Origin of the sequence: Pseudomonas sp. BIGb0558 (assembly GCF_024807515.1) — a bacterium.
GTDB lineage: Bacteria > Pseudomonadota > Gammaproteobacteria > Pseudomonadales > Pseudomonadaceae > Aquipseudomonas > Aquipseudomonas yamanorum_A.
On the sequence record NZ_JANUEW010000035.1, the window covers coordinates 30,456 to 51,723 of the forward strand.

Consider the following 21,268-nt stretch of genomic DNA (forward strand, 5'->3'; position numbering starts at 1 on the left):
TCGGTTCCGCGCACCCGTCAATGTCTCAGGTAAGTCATCGTGAAAGTCACATTGCGTTTTGATTCGCAGGTCGCTTGTCTGCATGCTGTTCCTCTCACTCCACTTCTTTCCCTCATTCGCGCCTTCTACTGCCCCGAATTCACGTCGACATCACGGGGTTGGCCGATCGCCGGCCTGCTGACGCTGACCGGTGTTTCGGCGCTGCTGGGAGTGTCTGACGCACAGGCAGGCAACGGTGTCCACGTCAACGCAAATGACAGCGGCGAATGCGTCAGCCTCAATGATCCCCAAACCGCTTACATTGCAGGTTCGGGGGCCGACAGGGCCTATTTGAACGAAAACCTGAACTTCAAGGACGGTCAATCGGGGCGGTGCGATTCGAGCATCAGGAGTGGCCAAACCGACAGCGTGATGTTCTATCGCCCGTCAGAGACGGCGGGTGTTGGCGCAACCTCGCTTTCCTTGGGCGCGGAGTTATATGTCAACAGCGGGCGGATGATATTGGGCGGTGCAAACGGCAGCATCGCGATCGGCCAGTCAGGCGATAAGACGGGGAACGCAGTGGCCACTGATGGCGGCTTTGCCTTTGGCCGCGGGGCCCAGAGTACGGCTTCTTGGAGCATGGCCTTCGGCCTTACCGCCAGGGCACAAAATCCGTATGCGCTGTCGTTCGGCAATACCGCTTTGGCCTCCAATACGTTCAGTACGGCGTTTGGTGCGGCGTCCACGGCTTCAGGTGCGTACGCCACTACCCTCGGCGCCAGCGCGCAGGCTGGCGGTGCAAACTCGTTTGCCGGCGGGCGATTCGCGGTATCGCGAGGAGACAACGCGGTTGCTATCGGCAGGAACTCGACCGCATCCACCGTCGAAAGCGTGGCGATCGGCTACAGCGCCCAAGCTCCCCACAAGTCGAGTGTCGCACTCGGCAGCTTCTCGGCCACTGATGACCTGCGCGAAGTTGCGCCCGTGACCCTTAATGGACGTGCTTACTCCTTCGATCGCAGCCGTGCTGTCGGTACGGTCAGCGGCGGCAGCGCGGGACGCTTGCGTCAATGGATTTTTGTGGCGCCAGGCGCGGTGAATGCCACGAGTACCGATGCCATTAACGGTGCCCAGTTGTTCTCGGGATACGAGGCGATTCGCCGTCTCGGAGCACGTGAGACCACGGCCGGTGAATCGGTGGCGCAGGCCTTGGGAACCGGCCCGCTGGCCCAGGGCGACCGGGTAGTGCCGGCACCGCTGGCGCTGATCAGCCTGGCCCCGGGAACGCCACAGCCTACCACGCTGTTGGGGGCGCTGACGGCCTTGGACAAGGCGCACAACTTCACCGATGACCGCATGGGTGGCGTGTTCGATGCCGTCCAGGATGTCTCGGACAAAGCCGAGGTGTTGAGGGCGACCAGGAAGTTCTACTGGAACCCGCAGACCGGCGCGTATGACGCCGACAGGGACGCCGGCGTGCCCACGTCGATTATCAATCTGGCAGCTGGCGTGGCGGCAACCGACGCTGTCAACAAGGGCCAGTTGGACGGTGTTGAAAGCAGTGCCTTGCGTGCACAACAGGCGGCCAGTGCAGCCGATGCTGCCGTGGACAAGGCGCAGCTGGCGTCGTTGGCGGCAAAGGAAGCCGCCGACGCTTCGTTGGCACGGGCCAACAGTGCCTCCCGGGAGGCAGCGGGCGCCCTCGACGCCGCCACGCTCGCCCAGGGCAGCGCCGGCGCCGCGGCAAGCGCCGCCAGCAAGGCCGGCGCGACCGCCGCCAATGCGCAAGCGGCGGCGGAGCGTGCCGACATTGCCGCCGCCAAGGCTCAGCAGTCGGGCCAGACCGCCCAAGGCTCCGCCACCCAAGCGCAAGGCAACGCAACGACGGCGCAGGCACTGGCTACCGCCGCGCAAACCCGCGTCAAGAACGCGGTAGATGTCGTAGACAGGGCCACGGTTGCCGCGACAGCGGCCCTGGGCTCGGCTGACGCAGCCTCCACCTCGGTGACTTCGGCGCAGGCCGCTGCCGCGGATGCACAGGGCCGGACGGACCGGGCTGCCACTGCGGCCTCACGTGCACAGGCGGTGGCCGAGGGTGCACAGCGCGCTGCGGATGCGGCCTTGCTTGCGGGCAAGGACGCCGACGCGGCCGCTGATGCCGCGCAAACCACTGCCGGCCAGGCCCTGAACGCGGTGAACACCGTACAGGATGCGGCAGCTACCGCTCGGGGAGTCGCCGATCAGGCTGCGGGTGCCGCGTCGACCGCACAAGGCGCCGGTGAGGTCGCTAAAGAGATGGCTGACAGAGCCCGGGGCACGGCTGCTGCGGCACTCAACGCGGCGGGTTCGGTACAGACTTCAGTCAACGCGGCACTTGTCGCAGCCACGGCCGCTCAGGCAACCGCCGCCACCGCCCGGCAAACAGCCGACTCGGCAGGTGCGGCGGCCGCCACCGCGCAAACCCATGCGCAGAACGCCCAGGGCACCGCAGAAAACGCCCACGACACCGCCGCTTCCGCCCAAGGCCTGGCCGATGCCGCCCAGCGCGGCGCAGACAGTGCATTAGGCGCACTGGACAATGCTCAGGCCAGCACCGACAAAGCCCAAGGCACCGCCGACCTTGCGTTGTCCTCTGCTGTGCAGACGCAGCGTTCTGCAGATACCGCGCAGCGCACCGCAGGCGCTGCGCAGGGCTCGGCCGCCAGGGCGAACAATACCGCCCTGGTCGCTCGCAACAGCGCCGACACTGCACTGGGTGCCGCGTCGACAGCACGCGAGGCTGCCAACGCCGCCGACGCTACCGCCAGCCGCGCCCTCAACCTCGCCACCGGAGCGCAGGCTTCTGCTCAGGCTGCCCAAGGCACCGCCGATAGCGCTGCCGCTGCGGCGTCTGGTGCACAGCAAGCCGCGCTGCAAACCCAGGTCAAGGCTGGCACCGCGCTGGGCGCCGCATCCGCTGCGCAGACGGCGGCGCAGACTGCTCAAGGTGCCGCCGACCAAGCATTGCTGAGCGCCTCGCAGGTCAATCAGCAGGCCCAGGCCGCCCAGGGCAGCGCAAGCGCGGCTCTGGACGCGGCAAACACAGCCCAGCGTACGGCCGAGATTGCCCAAACCTCGGCACAGCAAGCGAACAGCGCAAGTATCGATGCGATGAGTGTTGCCGCCGCAGCGCAGTCGGGCGCCGACCAGGCGCAAGGCGTGGCCACCGAGGCGAGTCATCGTGCCGCTGCCGCAGACACGACGGCCGGCACGGCGTTGAGCTCGGCGTCAGTCGCCCAGGGAGCGGCTGAGCATGCCCAAGGTGCCGCCAACGCCGCCCGGTCCACCGCTGATGTGGCTGCGGTTCAGCTCGCCGGCCTGGACACTGGGCAAACCGTGGTAGAGCGCCTTGATGCGGCAGTCAAGACGGCTGCAGGTCTGGGGCGCGCTGCCAACACCCGGCTGCTGGGCGGCGGCTCCACCGTGGACGCCGAAGGGCAGCCCACGGCACCGGCCTATGGCATCCCCGTGATCGCAGCCGATGGCAGTGTTCAGCCCGCAATCCGCCACGACAACGCAGGTGATGCGCTGCACGCGGTGGCGGGCAATCTCTCCACCCTCAACGATGCCGTACGTACCCAGGCCACGGCGCTTGACGTACTGGGGGGGAATATCCAGGGTCTGCGCGATGAAACGTTGCAGTGGAGTGGCATCGACGGGGCCTACAGCGCCGACCGTGATCATTCAGCCCGCATCGCCCAACTGGCCTCCGGTAGCACACAGGCCGATGCAGTGAACAAGGGCCAGCTGGATGAGGTTGATCGCGTGGCGGTGGCGGCCCAGAGTGTTGCCCAGGCTGGGAACACTGTGGCCGACCAAGCGCAAAACGCAGCCGTCGGTGTGACAGGCGCCGCAGCCCTTGCACAGTCCCGCGCGGACGCGGCCAAGGGCAGTGCAAGGGCCACACAAACCGTGGCTGCCACTGCCCGTGAGGACGCTGGCGCAGCGCACGCCAGCGCGACGCTCGCCGGGCAGGTCGCGGACCAGTCAGCCGCAAGGCTGCAAGGTATCGCCCCGGAAGAAACCGTACTCGGGCACATCCAGGGTGTTGCTCAAGCTCAGGAGTTGGCACTGGCCAGCGCCGTGGGCGGCGCCGCGACTGTGCACGCCGACGGTTCGACGAGTCCTGCCACCTACACCGTGACGCAGCCTGGCCAGAAGGATACAGGGCCCCATTCGGTCAAGGCCGCCACCATCGGCCAGGCGTTCGGTCTACTCAATGACCGTGTGGTGACTGCCGACGAACAATCAAAGGCCGTCAGTACGCAAGCCGACACACTGCGCGAACAAATGGACAGTGGTGAGGTGGGGCTGGTCCGCCAGGATCCGGTCAGTCGTGACATACAGTTGGCCGGCGCCGCTGATGGGGCCCAGGTTGATATCAGCGGCAACCAAGGCCCGCGTACGCTGGGTGGCGTTGAGGATGGCGAGGTCAGCTCCACCAGCCTTGATGCCGTCAACGGAAGACAACTGCAGGCAGTGAGCCAGCAGGCCGAGCAATTGGGCCAGCACTCTTCCGGCATCGCCGTGGATGCGCGCGAAGCCGGCGACCACCCATCCATTCGTTCAGGTAACCGATCCGTGGCGCTCGGGGCACAGGCTCAAGCCGAAGGCGAGCGCAGTGTTGCCACCGGTGCTGGTGCCGCTGCGCAGGCTGAACAGAGTACTGCGCTGGGTTCGCAGGCAAGTGCCAATGCAGCAAACAGTGTGGCGCTGGGAGCGGATTCCCGAGCAGATCGGGCCAATAGTGTGTCGGTAGGTACGTATGGCGCCGAGCGTCAAATCAGCCATGTAGCAGAAGCTGCGAAGGGCACGGATGCGGTCAACTTCCGCCAGGCGACGCGGCTGTCGAACCAGGCCGACAATCGTTCGCTAAGTGAGGCCAATGCCTATACCAATCGCCGGATTGGCAGCTTGCGGCAGGACGTGTACGCCGGTATTGCGACGGTAATGGCCACCGCCGGGTTGCCGACGGCCTCTTCGCCGGGCAAGTCGATGGTGGCGGTGGCAACGGCTGTGTACGAGGGCGAGCCCGCTTTGGCCGTCGGGCTGACGGCGCGTTCCAGAGGGGGAAAGTGGAGCTACAGTGCTACAGGAGCGGGCACTGCGCAGGGCGATTTCGGCCTGACCGTAGGGCTTGGGTACCATTGGTAATTATCCCGTTTGTGTCACACGATTGAGGGCCATGTACTCACTCTTGACCGCCTCAAACCCATACTTCTCCTCAAGCCGTTTGACGATGAAATGCCCCCGCGCCATGTCCTGATAGAAATGCGTAAACAGCGCATTGATCGTCGCCCCGGTAAACGCGCCCATCACCGGCACGGCCTGCGCCGCGAACTTGCTGGAAATGGTAAAGCCAAAGCGTGTCGCGACCTTGTCGATCAGGATCGCCAGCCATTTCCCGGCTTGCCCCGGGGACAGGTTGCCGATGGCCTTGGAACCCTGCTTGGCGGCGATTCCCGCCAGCTCCTTCGACAGCTGTTGCATGGCCTGGGTGGTGAAGCTGCGGGTGATGTAGTAACCGGTCTCTGTGGCATCGTCGGCCTGGCTGTTACCGCCCATGGCAAACACTTCGATGCACGCCTGCTTGGTGGCAAAGTCTGCCAGGTCAAAACCTTCGCTGCGCGCGACGTCGGCGACCGAGCGCATCATGATGGTGGTGGAGATTGGCAGCTCGATAAACAGCGCCGCAATACCGAAGGCTCCGCCGATGGCGCCCGAGGTTGCCGCATAAAACTTGTGCAACCGGGTCGAGGCGGTTTTTTTCGGATTGTTCTCCAGGCTCCACAACGCCGCGTCAGCGGATGAATGCAGGGCCGCTGCCACTGCGCCATTGATCCGTTTTGAAACCACTCCCGGCAAGGCCTTTACCGCGCTTTCGATGGGGGAGCCGATGATGCCGGACAGCCTGGCCGTCAGGGAGGGGGATTCCAGCAAGCCGACGGCCCGCTTGAGATCCTGGTAGTCCTCGGGGTTGTTTCTGATGCTCACAGGCGTCTCCTTGAAAATTTTCCGGCGTTCATAAAACAAAGACCTGCGAGGAAGGCCATCGTGCCGTCACGCTTTACCCATTCTTTACCCGCGCTTGCGATTCGTTAACCCGTGGGTCGGTTAGGCTGCCACTCATCTTGAACTGAACGGCGGTGTGAATCGAATGAACCTTCAACCTCGGTACTGGCTGGCGGTGGGCGCCCTGGTGGGCAGCCTGGGATTGATCGCGGGGTGTGCGGGCGATCCGCCCAACCCGCGTGCAGCCTTCAGCGAGCGGGTCGATAAAGAGTTGAGCACCGCTTATCAACCCGCCCACCACGAAACGGCCGGCTGGGGCGCGACCTGGCAAGTCGACCAGCAATCGGTGAATGTGGCGTGGCTGGCGCCGGTGACCCAGGAGCGTGTGCCGCTGATTATCTATTTGCCTGGCCTGGGTGAGTCGGCCTCGGGCGGCGTGGCGTGGCGCAAGGCTTGGGCACAGGCCGGGTATGCGGTGCTGTCGGTTCAGGAGCACGCCCACGATCAGTCGGTGTTTGCCTCGCAGCAGGCGACGTATGGCGACTTTCGCGGAATGGCGAGCCCCCATTATTCCGCCGCCGCTTTGCGCGAAAGGCTGTCCACGTTGCAGAAGGTCCTGACCGAAGTTCGGGCACGGGCCGCCAAGGGTGATGCACAGTTGGCAGCCATCGACTGGAATCAGGTGGTGGTAGCCGGCTTCGACTTTGGCGCACAGACCGCCGAGGCGCTCGCCGGGGCGCTGGAGCCTGGCGCTACGTCGGGCGTCGCGATCCAGCCCAAGGCGGTGGTGTTGCTCAGCCCTTACGTGGACGCCGACGCCCGTCCAGACATGTACGCCCGAATATCGGCCCCGGTGCTGTCGATGACCGGCCAGCAGGATGAAGACCCGTTCAACTGGGTCAGTTCCTATCGCCAGCGGGAAGTCCTGGGTGACTCGGTGACGGTGGCCGGCAGTGTCCGGTTGGACCTGAACAGCGCGACTCACAAGACCTTGGCGGGCAGCGAGTTATTCAGCCGACCGGCAAAGCAGGCCGAAAAGGGCGGTGATGCGACCGGCGATGCGCCCAAAGGTCGAGGCCACAAGCGCGGCCCCAAACCCGGCGGCAACAGTTCGATGGCGGGCGAGCCTGCCCCCGATCCCAAGCAGGTCGCAGCGATCCAGGCCATTGGTGTGGCGTTCCTGGACAGCCGCGTCAAACACAATCCTGCGGCCACTGAGTGGCTGCAGAAAAGCGCACCCGCCTGGCTGGGCGAGGCAGGGCGGTTGAAGTAGTTGCGTGGGGCGACTGTTTTTTTGCCAGGCTCGCGCGGGTCGCGGTGGATTCGCTACTATGTGGTTCACCCGAACCCACCCGCCGTACCCGTTGGAGCCTTGAATGCCAAGCCAGAAGGACATCACCGCCGAGAGCGGCGCACCGATGATTCCTGATCAGCGCCGTGAGCTGATATTGCGTCAGTTGCGCAAGCATCAAGTGCTGAGTGTTCATCAGTTGATGGAGATGTTCGACTGCTCCCACATGACCGTGCGGCGCGATATCGCGTTGCTGGAGCAGGAAGGCCGGGCTTATTCGGTCACCGGTGGGGTGCGCATTGCGAGCCAGCTTCACAGCGAGCCGAGCCATCAACTCAAGGCGGTGGTGGAGTTGCCGCAGAAGCAGGCCATGGCCAGGCTTGCCGCGCGCTTGCTGCGGGCTGACATGACGGTTTACCTGGACGCCGGCACCAGCACGCTGGAGATCGTTCCCTACATCAAGGCACTCGCCGGCATGACCGTGGTGACCAACGACTTCGGGGTGGTGCAGGCGTTGATGGATGCCCCGCAGGTGACGGTGATTCACACGGGTGGGCAGTTGGATCACTCCAACCATTCGTGCGTCGGCGGGCTTGCGGTGGCCACCTTGCGCCAGGTGGTCACCGACATCGCCTTCATCTCCACCAGTTCCTGGGACCTTCTGCGCGGCATCACCACGCCTTCGGCGTTGAAAGTGGAGGTCAAGCAAGTCGCCATGCAGTCGGCGTCGCAAGCGGTGCTGGTGGCCAGCAGTTCCAAGTACGGCACCTTCAGCATGTACAAGATTGCCGGGCTGGAGCAGTTCGATATCGTCATCAGTGACGCCGCGTTGGCTCCCGCCGCCGCAGACGGCATCCGCAAGCAAGGGGTCGAACTGATGTTGCCGTCCGACCACGAACCGGCCTAGCGCGCTTTTTCGGTCTGCTGCATGAACTGCCCCAACTCTTTCGCATAGAACTTCGCCATGCCCGTGGTGCCATGGCCACGGGTTTGGCTTAACGTGCCTTCCAGTCCCGCAACCATTGCAGGCCGGCCGAGGTGTCGCCCCGCGGTCGGTATTCGCAGCCTATCCAGCCGTCATACCCCAGTTCATCGATCAGCGCGAACAGGTATGGGTAATTCAGCTCCCCGAGGTCTGGCTCATGCCGGTCAGGCACGCCGGCAATCTGGATATGGCCAATGCCGCCCATGTCGCGCCGCAGCTTGACGGCCAGGTCGCCCTCGACGATCTGGCAGTGATAGCAGTCGAACTGCACTTTCAGGTTGCTGGCGCCGACCTCCTTGCAGATGGCCTGGGCCTGGTCCTGGCGGTTGAGGAAAAACCCCGGCATGTCCCGGGTGTTGATCGGCTCCAGCAGCACCGTGACGCCGGCTTGCTGCGCCTGGGCGGCAGCGTAGGCGAGGTTTTCCAGGTACACGCCGTGGTGACGCGCACGCTCACTTTCCGACGGCAGCAAGCCAGCCATCACGTGGACGCGGGTGTTGCCCAGCACGGCGGCGTATTCCAGCGCCCGGTCGAAACCGGCGCGAAATTCGTCCTCGCGGCCCGGCAAGGTCGCAATGCCACGCTCGCCTGCGGCCCAATCACCGGGCGGCGCGTTGAACAGGGCTTGCACCAGGCCGTTGTCGGTCAGGCGTTGTTGGAGATCCTGTGGGCTGTACTCATAGGGAAAGAGGTACTCCACCGCTTCGAAACCATCGGCGGCGGCCGCGGCGAAGCGTTCCAGAAACGGGTGTTCGGGGTAGAGCATGCTCAGGTTGGCAGCAAAGCGAGGCATGTGAACTCCTTCAGACAAAAGGCCAGATCAACAGGGTGATCAGGAAACCCAGGGTGCCCAGGAGGGTGGTGATCACCGTCCAGGTGCGCAGGCCGTCAGCCACGTTGAGCCCGGCCAGTTTAGTGAAAATCCAGTAGCCGGCGTCGTTGATGTGCGACATCGCCAGCCCGCCACCGCCCATGGCCAGGCACAGCAGCGCCATATGGTTGGGCGTGAGGTTGAGCGTGGCAATCAGCGGGCTGATGATACCCGCAGTCGTCACCAGTGCCACGGTGGTCGAGCCCTGCACCGCACGCAGCAGCATGGTCAGCAAGAAGCCCAGCGCCAGTACCGGCAGCCCAGTGGTGCGCAGCAGGTCGGAGACCACCGCGCCGATCCCGGTGTCCACCAGCACCTTGCCGAACACACCGCCGGCACCGGCGATCAGGATCACCATGGCCACGCCGGGTAATGCCGAGCCGATCACGTCGGACACCTGGGTACGGCTCCAGCCGCGACGGGAGCCGAGCAGCCAGGCACACAGCAAAGTGTCGAGCAGCAGCGCCACCAATGGTGCGCCGAGCACGGTCATGATCGCCCGCAGGGTCGATTCGATGGGCAGCAGCGACGTCGCCAGAGTGCCCAGCAGGATCAGAATGATGGGCAACAGGATCAGGCTGACGATCAGCCCGAAACCCGGCGCCGGGGCGGGTGGCAGCTTGGCAACGATGCTGCTGGTGGATTCCTCGAGCCCCATGTGTGCCACGGCGGCAGTGCTGCTTTCAACGTTTTGGGCGTTGCCGTCATGCCAGGCGCGCAGGTCATCGTTGGTCACGTGCGGCCCGTAGACTTCCGCACGGATATCATCCGACATCGGGTAGAAACGCCGCGTCATGTATCCCGCCACGCGGTAGCCGACGTAGCACAGGAATGCCGTGAGCGGCAGCCCGAACATCAGCACCCGGCCCAGGTCGGCGCCCAGTTGGCTGGCGGCTGCCACGGCACCTGGATGCGGCGGCAGGAACGCATGCACCGTGAGCAATGCCGCGCACATCGGCAAGGCAAACATCAGCAGCGGCTTGCGTGCCCGCCGGGCAACGCCATACGCCAGCGGCATCAGGATGATCACCCCCACTTCGAAGAACACCGGCACACCGATGATGAAGCCGGCCATGGTCAGCGCCAGGGGCGTGCGCCGGTTGCCGAAGCGTTCGATCAGGGTTTTCGCCAGCGCCTCGGCGCCGCCGGACAGCTCGATGATGCGACCGATCATGGCGCCCAGGGCGATGATGATTGCGATGTGGCCGAGGGTCTTGCCCATCCCGCCTTCGATGGTGGCGACCAGGTCAGCCGGTTTCACCCCGGCAACCAGCGCCACCAGGATGCTCACCAGCATCAGCGCCACAAACGGCTGGAACTTGTACTTGAGCACCAGGAACAGCAGAAGGGCGATCCCGAGACCGGCGGTTGCCATCAGAATAAGCGGGCTCATAGCATCCACCCGCCACGTTGAACGTGTGGAGGGTGAGTGCCACGGTAAGCGTCAACACTGCAGTAGGGCTGGGTCATGCTGGAATGTCCTGTTGTTTTTATTGTTCAGGCACGTTGTCGCGACAGCTTGGCTGCCTCTCGTCGCGAAGGCGTGCATCAAGGGGGTTGCGGGTAAATCTCGGGGCCTACCACTGGGCGCCGAATGTCTCCCGCAGTTCGTCCAGGGCGGCCTGGTCCAGTGGCGTCGGGCGCGGGTTGCTCATCAGCCAAAGCCGTGCGGTTTCTTCGAGTTCTTCCAGGGCATAACAGGCCCTGGACACGGAGCTTTCCCAGACCACCGGCCCCAGGCGCTCGAGCATCACGCCACGCACGCGGTTGGCGAACTGCGCCACCTGTTCGGCGACATTGGGTGCGCCAGGGCGTTGATAGTTGATCAGCGGGATATGGCCGACCTTCATCACTTGATACGGCGTCAGCGGCGGCAGGATGTCGTCCTGGCTCCACACGCCGGCAAGCGTCAGGGCCACCAGATGGGTGGAGTGGGTATGCACCACGCCACCGACCCCGGGGTTGCGATCGTAGACCTGGCGATGCAGGGCCAGGGTCTTCGAGGGCTTGTCACCCGAGATCCATTTGCCCGTCAGATCGACCTTGGCGATCGCCGCCGGGTCCAGGCGCCCAAGGCAGGCGTCGGTGGGGGTGATCAGCCAGCCGTCATCGAGCCGGGCGCTGATATTGCCGGCGCTGCCCACGGTAAATCCGCGCTGGTAGAGGCTGTGCCCGACCGTACAAATCTCCTCACGCAGAGCGTTTTCGCGACTCATTGCGCACCTCCGGCCAGTTGCTTCAGGGCCTTGTCGAAAAAGTCCCGGCCGCCGAAGTTGCCGGACTTGAGGGCCAGCGCCAGCGGCTCGGCGCTGTTGCTGACGGTGGCCGGTACGCCGGGGTCGATCTGTGCGCCAATCTGCAACAGGTGTACGCCGAGGGCTTTCACCACGGCACCGGAGGTTTCACCGCCGGCCACCACAAAGCGTCGCACGCCGCTGTCGCGAAGGGCGTGGGCGATGGCGCCCAGGGCGTTCTCCACCAGCTCACCGGCCCGCTCGACGCCCAGTTGCTGCTGGACTGCCTTGACCTCGTCCGGGGTGCTGGTGGCGTAGATCAATACGGTGTGTGGCGTGTTGCGCGCAAAGGCCACGGCGTTTTCCACCACCGGCTCTGCGGCCGCCAGGGCCAGCGGGTCGATGCGCAGCGCCGGACGCCCGGCCTCGATCCAGGCGGCAACCTGGCCGTTGGTGGCGATCGACGCACTGCCAGCCAGCACCACTTCGCCGCCTTCCACGGTTGGCAGCGAGGCCGGATCGAAGTCGCGCAGCTTGCCGGCACGGCGGAAGTTTTCCGGAAGCCCCAGGGCCAGGCCCGAGCCGCCGGTCAACAGGGGCAAGTCGGCGCAGGCGGCACCGAGGGTATAAAGGTCCTGGTCGGACAGGGCATCGGCAACCGCCATGCCGACACCCTGGGCGCGCAGCTCGGCGATCTTCTCGCGAACCTGCGACACGCCCTGGGCGATGCTGTCGTAGCGCAGCAGGCCGACCTTGTGTGAGGTTTGCGATTGCAGCACGCGCACCAGGTTGGCATCGGTCATGGGGGTCAGCGGATGGTGCTGCATGCCCGACTCGTTGAGTAACTGGTCTTGCACGAACAGATGGCCGCGGAAAATCGTCCGACCGTTTTCCGGAAACGCCGGGCAGGCGAGGGTGAAGTCACTGCCCAGCGCCTTGAGCAGCGCTTCGCTGACCTGGCCGATATTGCCGGCGGGCGTCGAATCGAACGTGGAGCAGTACTTGAAGAAAATCTGCTCGCAACCCTGTGCGCGCAGCCATTCCAGGGCCGCCAAGGAGTCGGCGACGGCCTCGGCAACCGGCAGGGTGCGGGATTTCAGGGCAATGACGATGGCATCGGCGTCCAGCCCGGCCGCGACTTCGTCGCTCGGGATGCCAATGCTCTGCACGGTACGCATTCCGCCGCGCACCAGCATGTTGGCGAGGTCGGTGGCCCCGGTGAAATCGTCGGCGATGCAGCCCAGCAAGGGGCGTGCGGCAGGTCGGTTCATGGAGCGGTCCTTATACGGAGTCAGGCTTGGCGGTCGGCAGTTCGATGCCCGGGAAAATCTTGATCACCGCCGAATCGTCTTCACGCCCGAACCCCGCGCTGGAGGCCTGCATGAACATCTGGTGTGCGGTGGCCGACAGCGGCAGCGGGAACTTGCTGGCCCGTGCGGTATCCAGCACCAGGCCCAGGTCCTTGACGAAAATATCCACGGCGGACAACGGCGTGTAATCGGCCTTGAGAATGTGCGGCACGCGGTTCTCGAACATCCAGGAGTTGCCGGCGCTGTGGGTGATCACTTCATACAAGGCATCGGCGTCGACCCCTTCGCGCAGCCCCAGCGCCATCGCTTCGGCGGAAGCCGCAATGTGCACGCCCGCCAGCAACTGGTTGATGATCTTGACCTTGGAGCCCAGGCCATGCACGTCGCCCAGGCGATAGACCTTGCCGGCCATGCCCGCGAGTACGTCGTCAGCCTTGGCATAGGCCTGGGCCGGGCCGGACGTCATCATGGTCATTTCGCCGGCGGCGGCCTTGGCGGCACCCCCGGAGATAGGGGCGTCGAGGTACAGCAAGCCGGCGTCGGCCAGGCGCTTGCCCAGCTCCACGGCGTAGGTCGGTGCCACCGTGGCGCAGCCAATCACCAGGCTTCCCGGGCGCAATGCAGCGGCCGCCGAGTGCTCGCCAAACAACACGGTCTCGGTCTGTTCGGCATTCACCACCACGGTGATGATCACATCGCATTCACCTGCCATATGGGCGGGTGAACGGCAGGCCACGCCGCCTTCGCTGGCGAACTGTTGGGTGACGGCTTCGCGCACGTCACAGGCATGCACATTGAAACCCTTGCGCAGCAACGAGCGGGCGATGCCCAGGCCCATCGCGCCAAGTCCGATAACGCCTACGTTTTTATTATTCATGGGGGTTCCCGTTCTGTGGTCAGGGTGTGTTGCGTGTAGGGCTGATAATCCACCAGTGATCAGATTATGTGAAGTTATTTTTTCAAATAACATATTTTAACATTGGTGCTGCAGCCGTTAAATTGACGTCAAATGAAAACTCAGCGAGCTGTGTTCAGTTCCGTGCCTGACAGCCGATAGCGCCTTTAGAGTCCACTGCTCTGAAGGGGTACGTCATGTTCAATAAAACGTTAAAAACGGAACTGGCGGCCAGGACGGCCGATGTTGCAGGGTACAAAGGACTGATGGCTGCACTTGAGCGCTCCATGGCCGTGGTCGAGTTCGACTTGAACGGCAAGGTGCTTCGCGCCAACGAAAATTTCTTGCAGGCGTTGGGGTATCGCGCGGATGAATGGAGCGCAAAGTCACACCGGGACTTTTGTTTGCCGGCGTTGACGAACAGCGCGGCGTACAGCCAGTTCTGGGCGGAGCTTCGGGCCGGCAAGTTCGTCTCCGGCACGTTTCAGCGGGTCAATAAAGAAGGGCAGACGGTCTGGCTGGAGGCCAGTTATAACCCGGTGCTGGACGAGCGTGGCCAGGTGTTGAGGATCGTCAAGTACGCGCTTGTCGTCACCGACAAAGTGGCGCAGGAGGCCGCTACCCGCAGCAAGCTCGTGGCGCTGGACCGAGCCATGGCGGTGATCGAGTTCGACCTGAGCGGCAATGTATTGGTCGCCAACGAAAACTTTCTGAATGTGATGGGTTATGGGATGGCGGAACTTCAGGGCAAGCATCACCGCCTGTTTTGCGAACCCGCCCTTGTTAACAGCAATGAGTACACGGACTTCTGGCGTCGCCTGAATGCGGGTGAGTTTTTCCGCGGGCAATTCAAGCGCCTCGGCAAGCACGGCCGCGTCGTGTGGCTGGAGGCAAGCTATAACCCGGTCTATGACGCCGACGGCAAGTTAACCAAGATCGTCAAGTTCGCCAGCGATATCACCGAGCGGGTCGAGAAATTCGAGGCCGATTCCCGCGGTGCCTCTCGGGCTTACCATATCTCTGCCGAGACGGAGAAGTTCGCCGAGCAGGGCACTCAGGTCATTCAAGAGACGGCCAGCGAGATGCGCCGAATTGCCGACAATATCGGTGCGTCCGCGCGATTGGTGGGGCAACTGGGCGATCGCTCCGAGCAGATCACGGCGATCGTCAACACCATTCGCGGGATCGCCGACCAGACCAACCTGCTGGCACTCAACGCGGCCATCGAGGCGGCCCGCGCGGGGGATCAAGGGCGCGGGTTTGCAGTCGTTGCCGACGAGGTCAGGCAATTGGCGGGGCGCACCAGTCGTTCGACGGCGGAAATTTCCGAGATGATCAGCAAGATACTCGCCGAGACACGCGACGCCGTCGTCAGCATGAATGCCACCCAGGAAGGCGCGCAGCGCGGCGTTACCCTGGCCGATCAAGCCGGCTCGGTGATTTTGCAGATTCGCAATGGCACCAGCGACGCGGTCGAGGCTGTGAGCATGTTTGCTTCCAAGCTGGATGAGTCCGAGGTGATCCCAAAGACTGCGATCAGTTGGGTGGGGTAGCGCTTCGAGCCGGGCCTTGGTCTTGACGTCCAGCAGGGTATGAAAAACGCCACTCATTGAGTGGCGTTTTTTTGCCGGCGCGGTGTGCGGCTCAGGGATTAACCTCAGCGAAATGCTGGCACCACGTGCTTGATAAACAGCTCAAGGGATTTTTTCTTCTCCGCGTGGGGCAGGCTGTTGTCACACCAGAAGCTGAACTCGTCGACCCCCAGGGACTGGTAATACTGGATGCGCGGGATGATCTCTTCCGGCGTGCCAATCATTGCGGTCTTGTGCAGGCTCTCCAGTTCAAACTCCGGGCGGCCGGCGAATTTTTCTTCCGGGCTCGGGTCGAGGAAGCCGTTGACCGGTACGGTCTTGTTGCCGAACCAGGCATCGAAGGTGCGATAAAACCGGGCGATGGCCTTGGCCCCGACTTTCCAGCCTTCAGGGTCGTCCACGGCGTGCACGTGGGTGTGGCGCAGCACCATCAGTTGCGGGCGCGGCACGTCCGGGTTGTTGTCCAGCGCGGCCTGGAACTTGTTCTTCAGGTCGAGCACTTCTTCGTCGCCCTTCATCAAGGGGGTGACCATCACGTTGCAGCCGTTCGCCACCGCAAAGTTGTGGGAGTCGGGGTCGCGAGCGGCAATCCACATCGGCGGGTTGGGCTGCTGGATGGGCTTGGGCACGCTGGTGGAGGTGGGGAATTTCCAGATGTCACCGTCGTGGGCGTAGTCGCCTTTCCACAAGGCACGCACCACCGGCACCATCTCGCGCAGGGCCTGGCCGCCGCTGGAGGCGGGCATGCCGCCGGCCATGCGGTCGAACTCGACCTGGTAGGCACCACGGGCCAGGCCGACTTCCATGCGTCCGTTGCTGATCACGTCGAGCAGCGCGCATTCGCCTGCCACCCGCAGCGGGTGCCAGAACGGCGCGATGATCGTGCCCGCGCCCAGGTGAATGGTGCTGGTCTTGGCTGCGAGGTAAGCCAGCAGCGGCATCGGGCTGGGCGAGATGGTGTATTCCATGGCGTGGTGTTCGCCAATCCAGACGGTGCTGAAACCACCGGCTTCGGCCATCAGGGTCAGTTCGGTCAAGTCTTCGAACAACTGGCGATGGCTGACACTTTCATCCCAGCGTTCCATGTGCACGAACAGGGAAAATTTCATGACGCTTACCTCGGATCTATTGTGATCGGCCTGTCGACTGCGGGCCCTTAAGTGCTCTCGCCAATGTGAAGCGTGCCAGTGATGACGGCTGTTCGGCGGATTGATTGTTGGTATACCATAATACGGAATATCCGCAAAACTTTTCTCTCCAACGGTCGCACACTTACCTCACAAGGAAAGCGAGCTCGATGAACATAAAACAAAAATTGATCCTGGCGTTTGCGGTGATCGCCAGCCTGCCGGTTATTCTGGTGGCGGTGATGATCATCCTCAACGTGCGCCATGAGGCACGGGACGGCTTTATCGACGGCAGCGAACGTGAAATTCGCCAGGTCGACAACGCCATGCAGCTGTTTTTCGAAGGCATCAGCCAGAACGTCGCCTACCTGGCGGCGCACCCGCAGTTGCAGGGCATCAATGGCGACGTGAAACGCTATCTGGCCAGCGATGCCGCCCAGGTCGCGCCCGGTGAACGTGACCAGCAGTTGTTCAAGCTGTTCGAGGGGTTGGCCAAGAGTCATGGGGCCTACACCTACTTGTCATTGGGTACCGAAGACGGCGGTTATGTGTTCTGGCCGGGCGATCCCAAACTCGCGAGCTACGACCCGCGCACCCGGCCCTGGTACAAGACGGCCATGGCGCAACCCGGCAAGACCCTGCGCACCGAGGCCTATTACTGGGCCGCTGATAACGTGGTGCTGGTCAGCACGGTGCAAAGCTTCAACGACCGCCAGGGCAAGGCGAGCGGGGTGGTGAACATTGATGTTTCCCTCAAGCAACTGACCGACCTGGTCAAACAGATCAAGTTGGGTGACAGCGGCTACCTGATGTTGATGGAAGCCAATGACACGGTGCTGGTGGACCCGAATGACCCGTCCCACAACTTCAAGCAGCTCGGCGAGTTGGGCGACGGTTACCGGCAGCTGAGCGAGGCCGGCCAGGGCCTGGTGCAGGTCGAGTTGGCCGGGGAACGCTACATGGCGTTTGTCTGGCCGTCCAAGGCGTTGGGCTGGCGGTTTGTCGGGGTGGTGCGGGAAAGCGAAGTGATGGCCGGCGCAGCGCGGCTCACCTGGCTGATTGCGGCCATCGCGCTGGTGTGCGCGGTGTTGTTTGCGGTGGTGGGCGCCTGGTTTGCCGGGCTGATCGTCAAGCCGATTCGCGGCGTGGCCAGCGGGCTGGAAGGCATCGCCCAGGGCGAAGGCGACCTGACGGCGCGCCTGCCGGTAAAAGGGCGCGACGAGACGGCGCAGCTCGCCGGCTGGTTCAACCAGTTCCTTGAAGCCATCCGCACGCTGATCCAGCGCATTGGCCAGGCGGCCGCACAGATCCACAGCAGCTCCGGCAGTGCCACCGAAGTCTCGGTGGAAATGGCCGAGGTCGCCGAACGCCAGCGCGAAGCGGTGGACATGGTCTCCACGGCGTTTCACGAAATGGTCGCCACCTCCAACGAAGTCGCGCGTTCCTGCAGCCAGGCCGCGGACTCGGCCGACAACGGCCAGCGCCAGGCGCACACCGGCCAGCAGCAGATCGACGCTGCGGTAAGCAGCGTCGGGCGCCTGAGCGAAGAAGTCGGCCACTGCGCGCAGTCCATGGAGCAGCTGGAAAAAGACAGCAACGACATCCAGTCGATCCTCGGCACTATCCGCTCCATCGCCGAGCAGACCAACCTGCTGGCGTTGAACGCCGCCATCGAGGCCGCACGGGCCGGTGAGCAGGGCCGTGGATTTGCCGTGGTGGCGGACGAGGTACGGGCCTTGGCCAAGCGCACCTCAGACTCCACCGGGGAGATCGACGGGCTGCTGGGCAACCTGGCGCGGCGCACCCATCAGATGGGCAAGCAGATGCATGCCAGCCTGGAGGTGTCCCAGGAAACGGTGGTGTCGATCAACGATGCACGGGCCAGCTTCGGCTTGATTCGCGAGTCGGTGGACGTGATCCGCGACATGAATACGCAAATCGCCACGGCCGCCGAAGAGCAGCACCAGGTGGCGGAAGACATCAATCGGCATATCAGCCAGATTCACGGGGATGCGCAGTTGGTGGCGAGCCTGGCCGATTCCACGCGCCAGGATGCGCAGCAGTTGACGGCGTTGTCGCAGACGTTGAATCAGTTGGTCAGCCGTTTTCGCACATGACCGATGGGCGCCCGGCCTGCCGGGCGCCTGCCAGCGCAACGATCAGGCAATGACGGGCAGGGCGCCCATCTTGCCGTGGCAATACACCAGTGGCCCGGCGTTCTGCTGGGGCACGATCAGGTTCTTCACCGAACCGACCATGATGGCGTGGTCGCCGCCTTCATATTCGCGCCACAACTCGCATTCGATCACCGCCGTGGCATTGGCGAGGATCGGGTTGCCCAGCTCGCTCAAGGTCCACTCGATACCCTGCGCCTTGTCTTTGCCCTTGCGCGCGAAGGCATAGGCTTCGCTCTGCTGCCCACCGGACAGCACATGGATGGCAAAGCGTTTGTTCTTGATCAGCACAGGGTAGGAGTCGGAGCTGTAGTTGGGGCAGAACAGCACCAGGGCCGGGTCCATGGACAACGAGCTGAAGGCACTGGCGGTCAACCCGACAATTTGCCCGTCGTCATCGAGCGTGGTGATCACGGTGACCCCGGACGGAAACGAACCCATCACTTGTTTGTAGATGGCGGCATCGATCATGGGGCAGTCCTCTGGCGGTGAAGCGGATTTTATGGATTTGTAGGTCTGATGGTATACCGTAATACAATCTAATCAAGGGCTTTTTCAAGCCGCCGACCAACGTCAGCCTTTGGTCTTATAACCAATAAATACGGGGGTAAAGGCGCGAAAACGCGAGAGGGCATGTGGCACAATTACGGATCAGATGCAGCTTGAGACTACGGATCAGTCTTGTGAAAATGTTGGAATACCATAATATGGTGTTCATCTGAGGGGCGGCCAGAGAGCTCCCCCGGTTTGGCGTCAAACAACTATAAGATCAGACAAACGCGAGTTCATTTCCATGCCCCAGATGTCCCGGCAAGATCCCCTGATCGAGAATCACACGGTCGATTACGTCCCCCTCGCGGAGCGCCATGGAAAGGCCCGCGACCTGTTCACCTTATGGTTCAGCACCAACATTGCACCGCTGCCCATCGTCACCGGCGCCATGGTGGCCCAGGTGTTCCATCTCAACCTGGTGTGGGGGCTGCTGGCGATTGCCCTCGGGCACATGCTCGGCGGCATCGTGATTGCCCTCGCCTCGGCCCAGGGCCCGCGCATGGGCATCCCGCAGATGGTGCAGAGCCGGGGCCAGTTCGGCCGTTACGGCGCGCTGCTGATCGTGTTCTTCGCGGCCCTGATCTACATCGGCTTCTTCATTTCCAACATCGTGCTGGCCGGCAAATCCATCGTCGGCATCGTGCCGTCGGTACCGGTGCCGGCCAGCATCCTGATCGGCGCGCTCAGCGCCACGGCCATCGGCGTCATCGGCTATCGCTTTATCCATACCCTGAACCGCATCGGCACCTGGGTGATGGGCAGCGCATTGCTGGCGGGCTTCCTCTACATTTTTGCCCATGACCTGCCGGCCGACTTCCTCACCCGTGGCGGCTTCAACCTGGCCGGCTGGTTGGCAACGGTGTCGCTGGGGGTGATCTGGCAGATCAGCTTCTCGCCCTACACCAGTGATTATTCGCGCTACCTGCCGGTGGATATCGGCATCACCCGACCCTTCGTCGCCACCTACCTGGGCGCCACCCTTGGCACCATTTTGTCGTTCTCCTTTGGCCTGGTCGCCGCCCTGGCAACGCCCGAAGGCACCGAAGCGATGGTCGCGGTCAAGCAGGCCACAGGCTGGCTGGGGCCGATCCTGATGGTGTTGTTCCTGCTCAATATCATCAGCCACAACGCGCTGAATCTGTACGGCGCGGTGCTGTCGATCATTACTTCGATCCAGACCTTTGCCAGCCAGTGGACACCCAGCATCAAGGTGCGGGTGATGCTATCGGGAGTGGTGCTCGCCGGATGCTGTGTGGTTGCGTTGGGCGCGTCAGCGGACTTTATCTCGCAATTCATCGGGTTGATTCTGGCGCTGTTGATCGTGCTGGTGCCGTGGGCATCGATCAACCTGATTGACTTCTATGTCATCAAGCGCGGCGTCTACGACATTGCCTCGATCTTCCAGGCGGACGGCGGGATTTACGGGCGCTTTAACCTGCACGCGATCGTGGCGTATTTCATCGGCATCATCGTGCAACTGCCGTTTGCCAATACGTCGCTGTATGTGGGGCCCTACGCCAACCTGGTGGAAGGCGCAGACCTGTCGTGGCTGGTGGGGTTGGTGGTGACGTGCCCGTTGTATTACTGCCTGGCGACACGTCAACGCAGCCAAAAGGTCAGGGCGGCACGGTTGGGCTACACCGACTGAGCCACCCCGCCGAACTCCTGCAACGCATCCCTCAACGCGCCATCGAAGTACTCCTTCGAGGCGCGATCCCACAGGATATGAAACGCCGGCACCTCCACACTTCCTGTGTGGATGACAATCGCATTCACCCGCGCCACCGATGTCTGCGCCACCGCCCCGGGCTTGAAGGCGGCAGCGCTGAGGTCGACACCACAGAGCTTCGCCATCACCTGGGCAATCACATCGCCGCTGAGCAATACGCAGGCATGGCTGTCCTGGCGCGGCAACAGGTAATTGGCGCGGTGGTCCAGTTCCCAACGCGCTTCTTCATCGGCAATCCGCTGCCCCTGATCCTGCGGGCTGCCCAGCACCAGGTATTCGTTCTGCGACAGGCGCACCACCCAACTGCCATCCGCTTGCGCGCTGGCCTGGTTGGGCGCGCCCGGCAACGTAAAGCCGCGCGCCGTAAGGTACTCGGCGCTCTGTGCGCCGCGAAAACCAACCCGGGGCAGGTCGGTCAGGTCCACCAGGCGGCACGCCGGCGTGATCATCTCGTGGGCTTTCAGACTGGTCATGG

14 protein-coding genes and 3 pseudogenes are annotated in these 21,268 nt (G+C 63.5%); 8 read left to right on the forward strand and 9 right to left on the reverse strand.

The annotated features are described in order from the left end of the window. The first annotated feature begins 621 nt into the window (after positions 1 to 621). A complete protein-coding gene (locus M2400_RS27365; RefSeq protein ID WP_259199049.1) occupies positions 622 to 5,175 on the forward strand; it encodes a YadA-like family protein in 4,554 nt (1,517 codons plus the stop codon). Here M2400_RS27365 and M2400_RS27370 read toward each other — a convergent pair whose 3' ends face one another. Then, positions 5,176 to 6,015, reverse strand: coding sequence for an EcsC family protein (locus tag M2400_RS27370; RefSeq protein WP_259199050.1), 840 nt, complete (start codon positions 6,013 to 6,015; stop codon positions 5,176 to 5,178). It lies immediately after the preceding gene. A gap of 163 nt (positions 6,016 to 6,178) precedes the next feature. Here M2400_RS27370 and M2400_RS27375 point away from each other — a divergent pair, with 163 nt between their 5' ends. Then, a complete protein-coding gene (locus tag M2400_RS27375) occupies positions 6,179 to 7,306 on the forward strand; it encodes an alpha/beta hydrolase (RefSeq protein WP_259199051.1) in 1,128 nt (375 codons plus the stop codon). A gap of 103 nt (positions 7,307 to 7,409) precedes the next feature. Beyond that, positions 7,410 to 8,231, forward strand: coding sequence for a DeoR/GlpR family DNA-binding transcription regulator (locus M2400_RS27380; protein WP_177047448.1), 822 nt, complete (start codon positions 7,410 to 7,412; stop codon positions 8,229 to 8,231). 88 nt (positions 8,232 to 8,319) lie between these two features. Here M2400_RS27380 and otnI read toward each other — a convergent pair whose 3' ends face one another. The 5 genes from otnI to ltnD form a co-directional block, all read right to left on the reverse strand. Further along, entirely contained in the window at positions 8,320 to 9,102 is a 783-nt protein-coding gene (gene otnI, locus M2400_RS27385; RefSeq protein ID WP_177130829.1) for a 2-oxo-tetronate isomerase, read from the reverse strand. A gap of 10 nt (positions 9,103 to 9,112) precedes the next feature. After that, a complete protein-coding gene (locus M2400_RS27390; RefSeq protein ID WP_177047446.1) occupies positions 9,113 to 10,573 on the reverse strand; it encodes an SLC13 family permease in 1,461 nt (486 codons plus the stop codon). Positions 10,574 to 10,757: 184 nt separating this feature from the next. After that, a complete protein-coding gene (locus M2400_RS27395) occupies positions 10,758 to 11,396 on the reverse strand; it encodes an aldolase (protein WP_259199052.1) in 639 nt (212 codons plus the stop codon). Continuing rightward, positions 11,393 to 12,685 carry a 3-oxo-tetronate kinase gene (otnK, locus tag M2400_RS27400; RefSeq protein ID WP_259199053.1) on the reverse strand — a complete coding sequence of 431 codons (1,293 nt, stop codon included), beginning with the start codon at positions 12,683 to 12,685 and terminating at the stop codon, positions 11,393 to 11,395. Before otnK ends, M2400_RS27395 begins: the two co-directional genes overlap by 4 nt. Before the next feature lie 10 nt (positions 12,686 to 12,695). Beyond that, a complete protein-coding gene (gene ltnD / locus M2400_RS27405) occupies positions 12,696 to 13,694 on the reverse strand; it encodes an L-threonate dehydrogenase (protein WP_259199054.1) in 999 nt (332 codons plus the stop codon). 191 nt (positions 13,695 to 13,885) lie between these two features. Here ltnD and M2400_RS33675 point away from each other — a divergent pair. Together M2400_RS33675 and M2400_RS33680 are read left to right on the forward strand one after the other, a co-directional pair. Beyond that, a pseudogene (locus tag M2400_RS33675) lies at positions 13,886 to 14,581 on the forward strand (PAS domain-containing protein); the annotation flags it as partial. Between the two features lie 117 nt (positions 14,582 to 14,698). Beyond that, a pseudogene (locus M2400_RS33680) lies at positions 14,699 to 15,172 on the forward strand (methyl-accepting chemotaxis protein); the annotation flags it as partial. A 104-nt stretch (positions 15,173 to 15,276) separates the two neighbouring features. Here M2400_RS33680 and M2400_RS27415 read toward each other — a convergent pair. After that, positions 15,277 to 16,320: an LLM class flavin-dependent oxidoreductase gene (locus M2400_RS27415; protein WP_177047441.1), complete on the reverse strand. Its 1,044-nt coding sequence runs from the start codon at positions 16,318 to 16,320 to the stop codon at positions 15,277 to 15,279. 260 nt (positions 16,321 to 16,580) lie between these two features. On the opposite strand from M2400_RS27415, the pseudogene M2400_RS33685 reads away from it, so the two are divergent. Continuing rightward, positions 16,581 to 17,597 (forward strand): annotated as a pseudogene (locus tag M2400_RS33685) (cache domain-containing protein); the annotation flags it as partial. 129 nt (positions 17,598 to 17,726) lie between these two features. Next, positions 17,727 to 18,455, forward strand: a complete 729-nt coding sequence (locus M2400_RS33690) for a methyl-accepting chemotaxis protein (RefSeq protein WP_405046216.1) — start codon at positions 17,727 to 17,729, stop codon at positions 18,453 to 18,455. A gap of 42 nt (positions 18,456 to 18,497) precedes the next feature. Here the strand turns inward: M2400_RS33690 and M2400_RS27425 are convergent, their stop codons facing one another. After that, entirely contained in the window at positions 18,498 to 18,983 is a 486-nt protein-coding gene (locus M2400_RS27425; protein ID WP_177047437.1) for a flavin reductase family protein, read from the reverse strand. 322 nt (positions 18,984 to 19,305) lie between these two features. Here M2400_RS27425 and M2400_RS27430 point away from each other — a divergent pair, with 322 nt between their 5' ends. Continuing rightward, positions 19,306 to 20,712, forward strand: a complete 1,407-nt coding sequence (locus M2400_RS27430; RefSeq protein ID WP_177078804.1) for a cytosine permease — start codon at positions 19,306 to 19,308, stop codon at positions 20,710 to 20,712. On the opposite strand, the gene M2400_RS27435 is transcribed toward M2400_RS27430, so the two are convergent. Then, positions 20,700 to 21,266 (reverse strand): sarcosine oxidase subunit gamma, encoded by a 567-nt coding sequence (locus M2400_RS27435; protein WP_177130814.1) that lies wholly within the window; start codon positions 21,264 to 21,266, stop codon positions 20,700 to 20,702. The two genes, M2400_RS27430 and M2400_RS27435, sit on opposite strands and share 13 nt — an antisense overlap. Positions 21,267 to 21,268 lie beyond the last annotated feature (2 nt).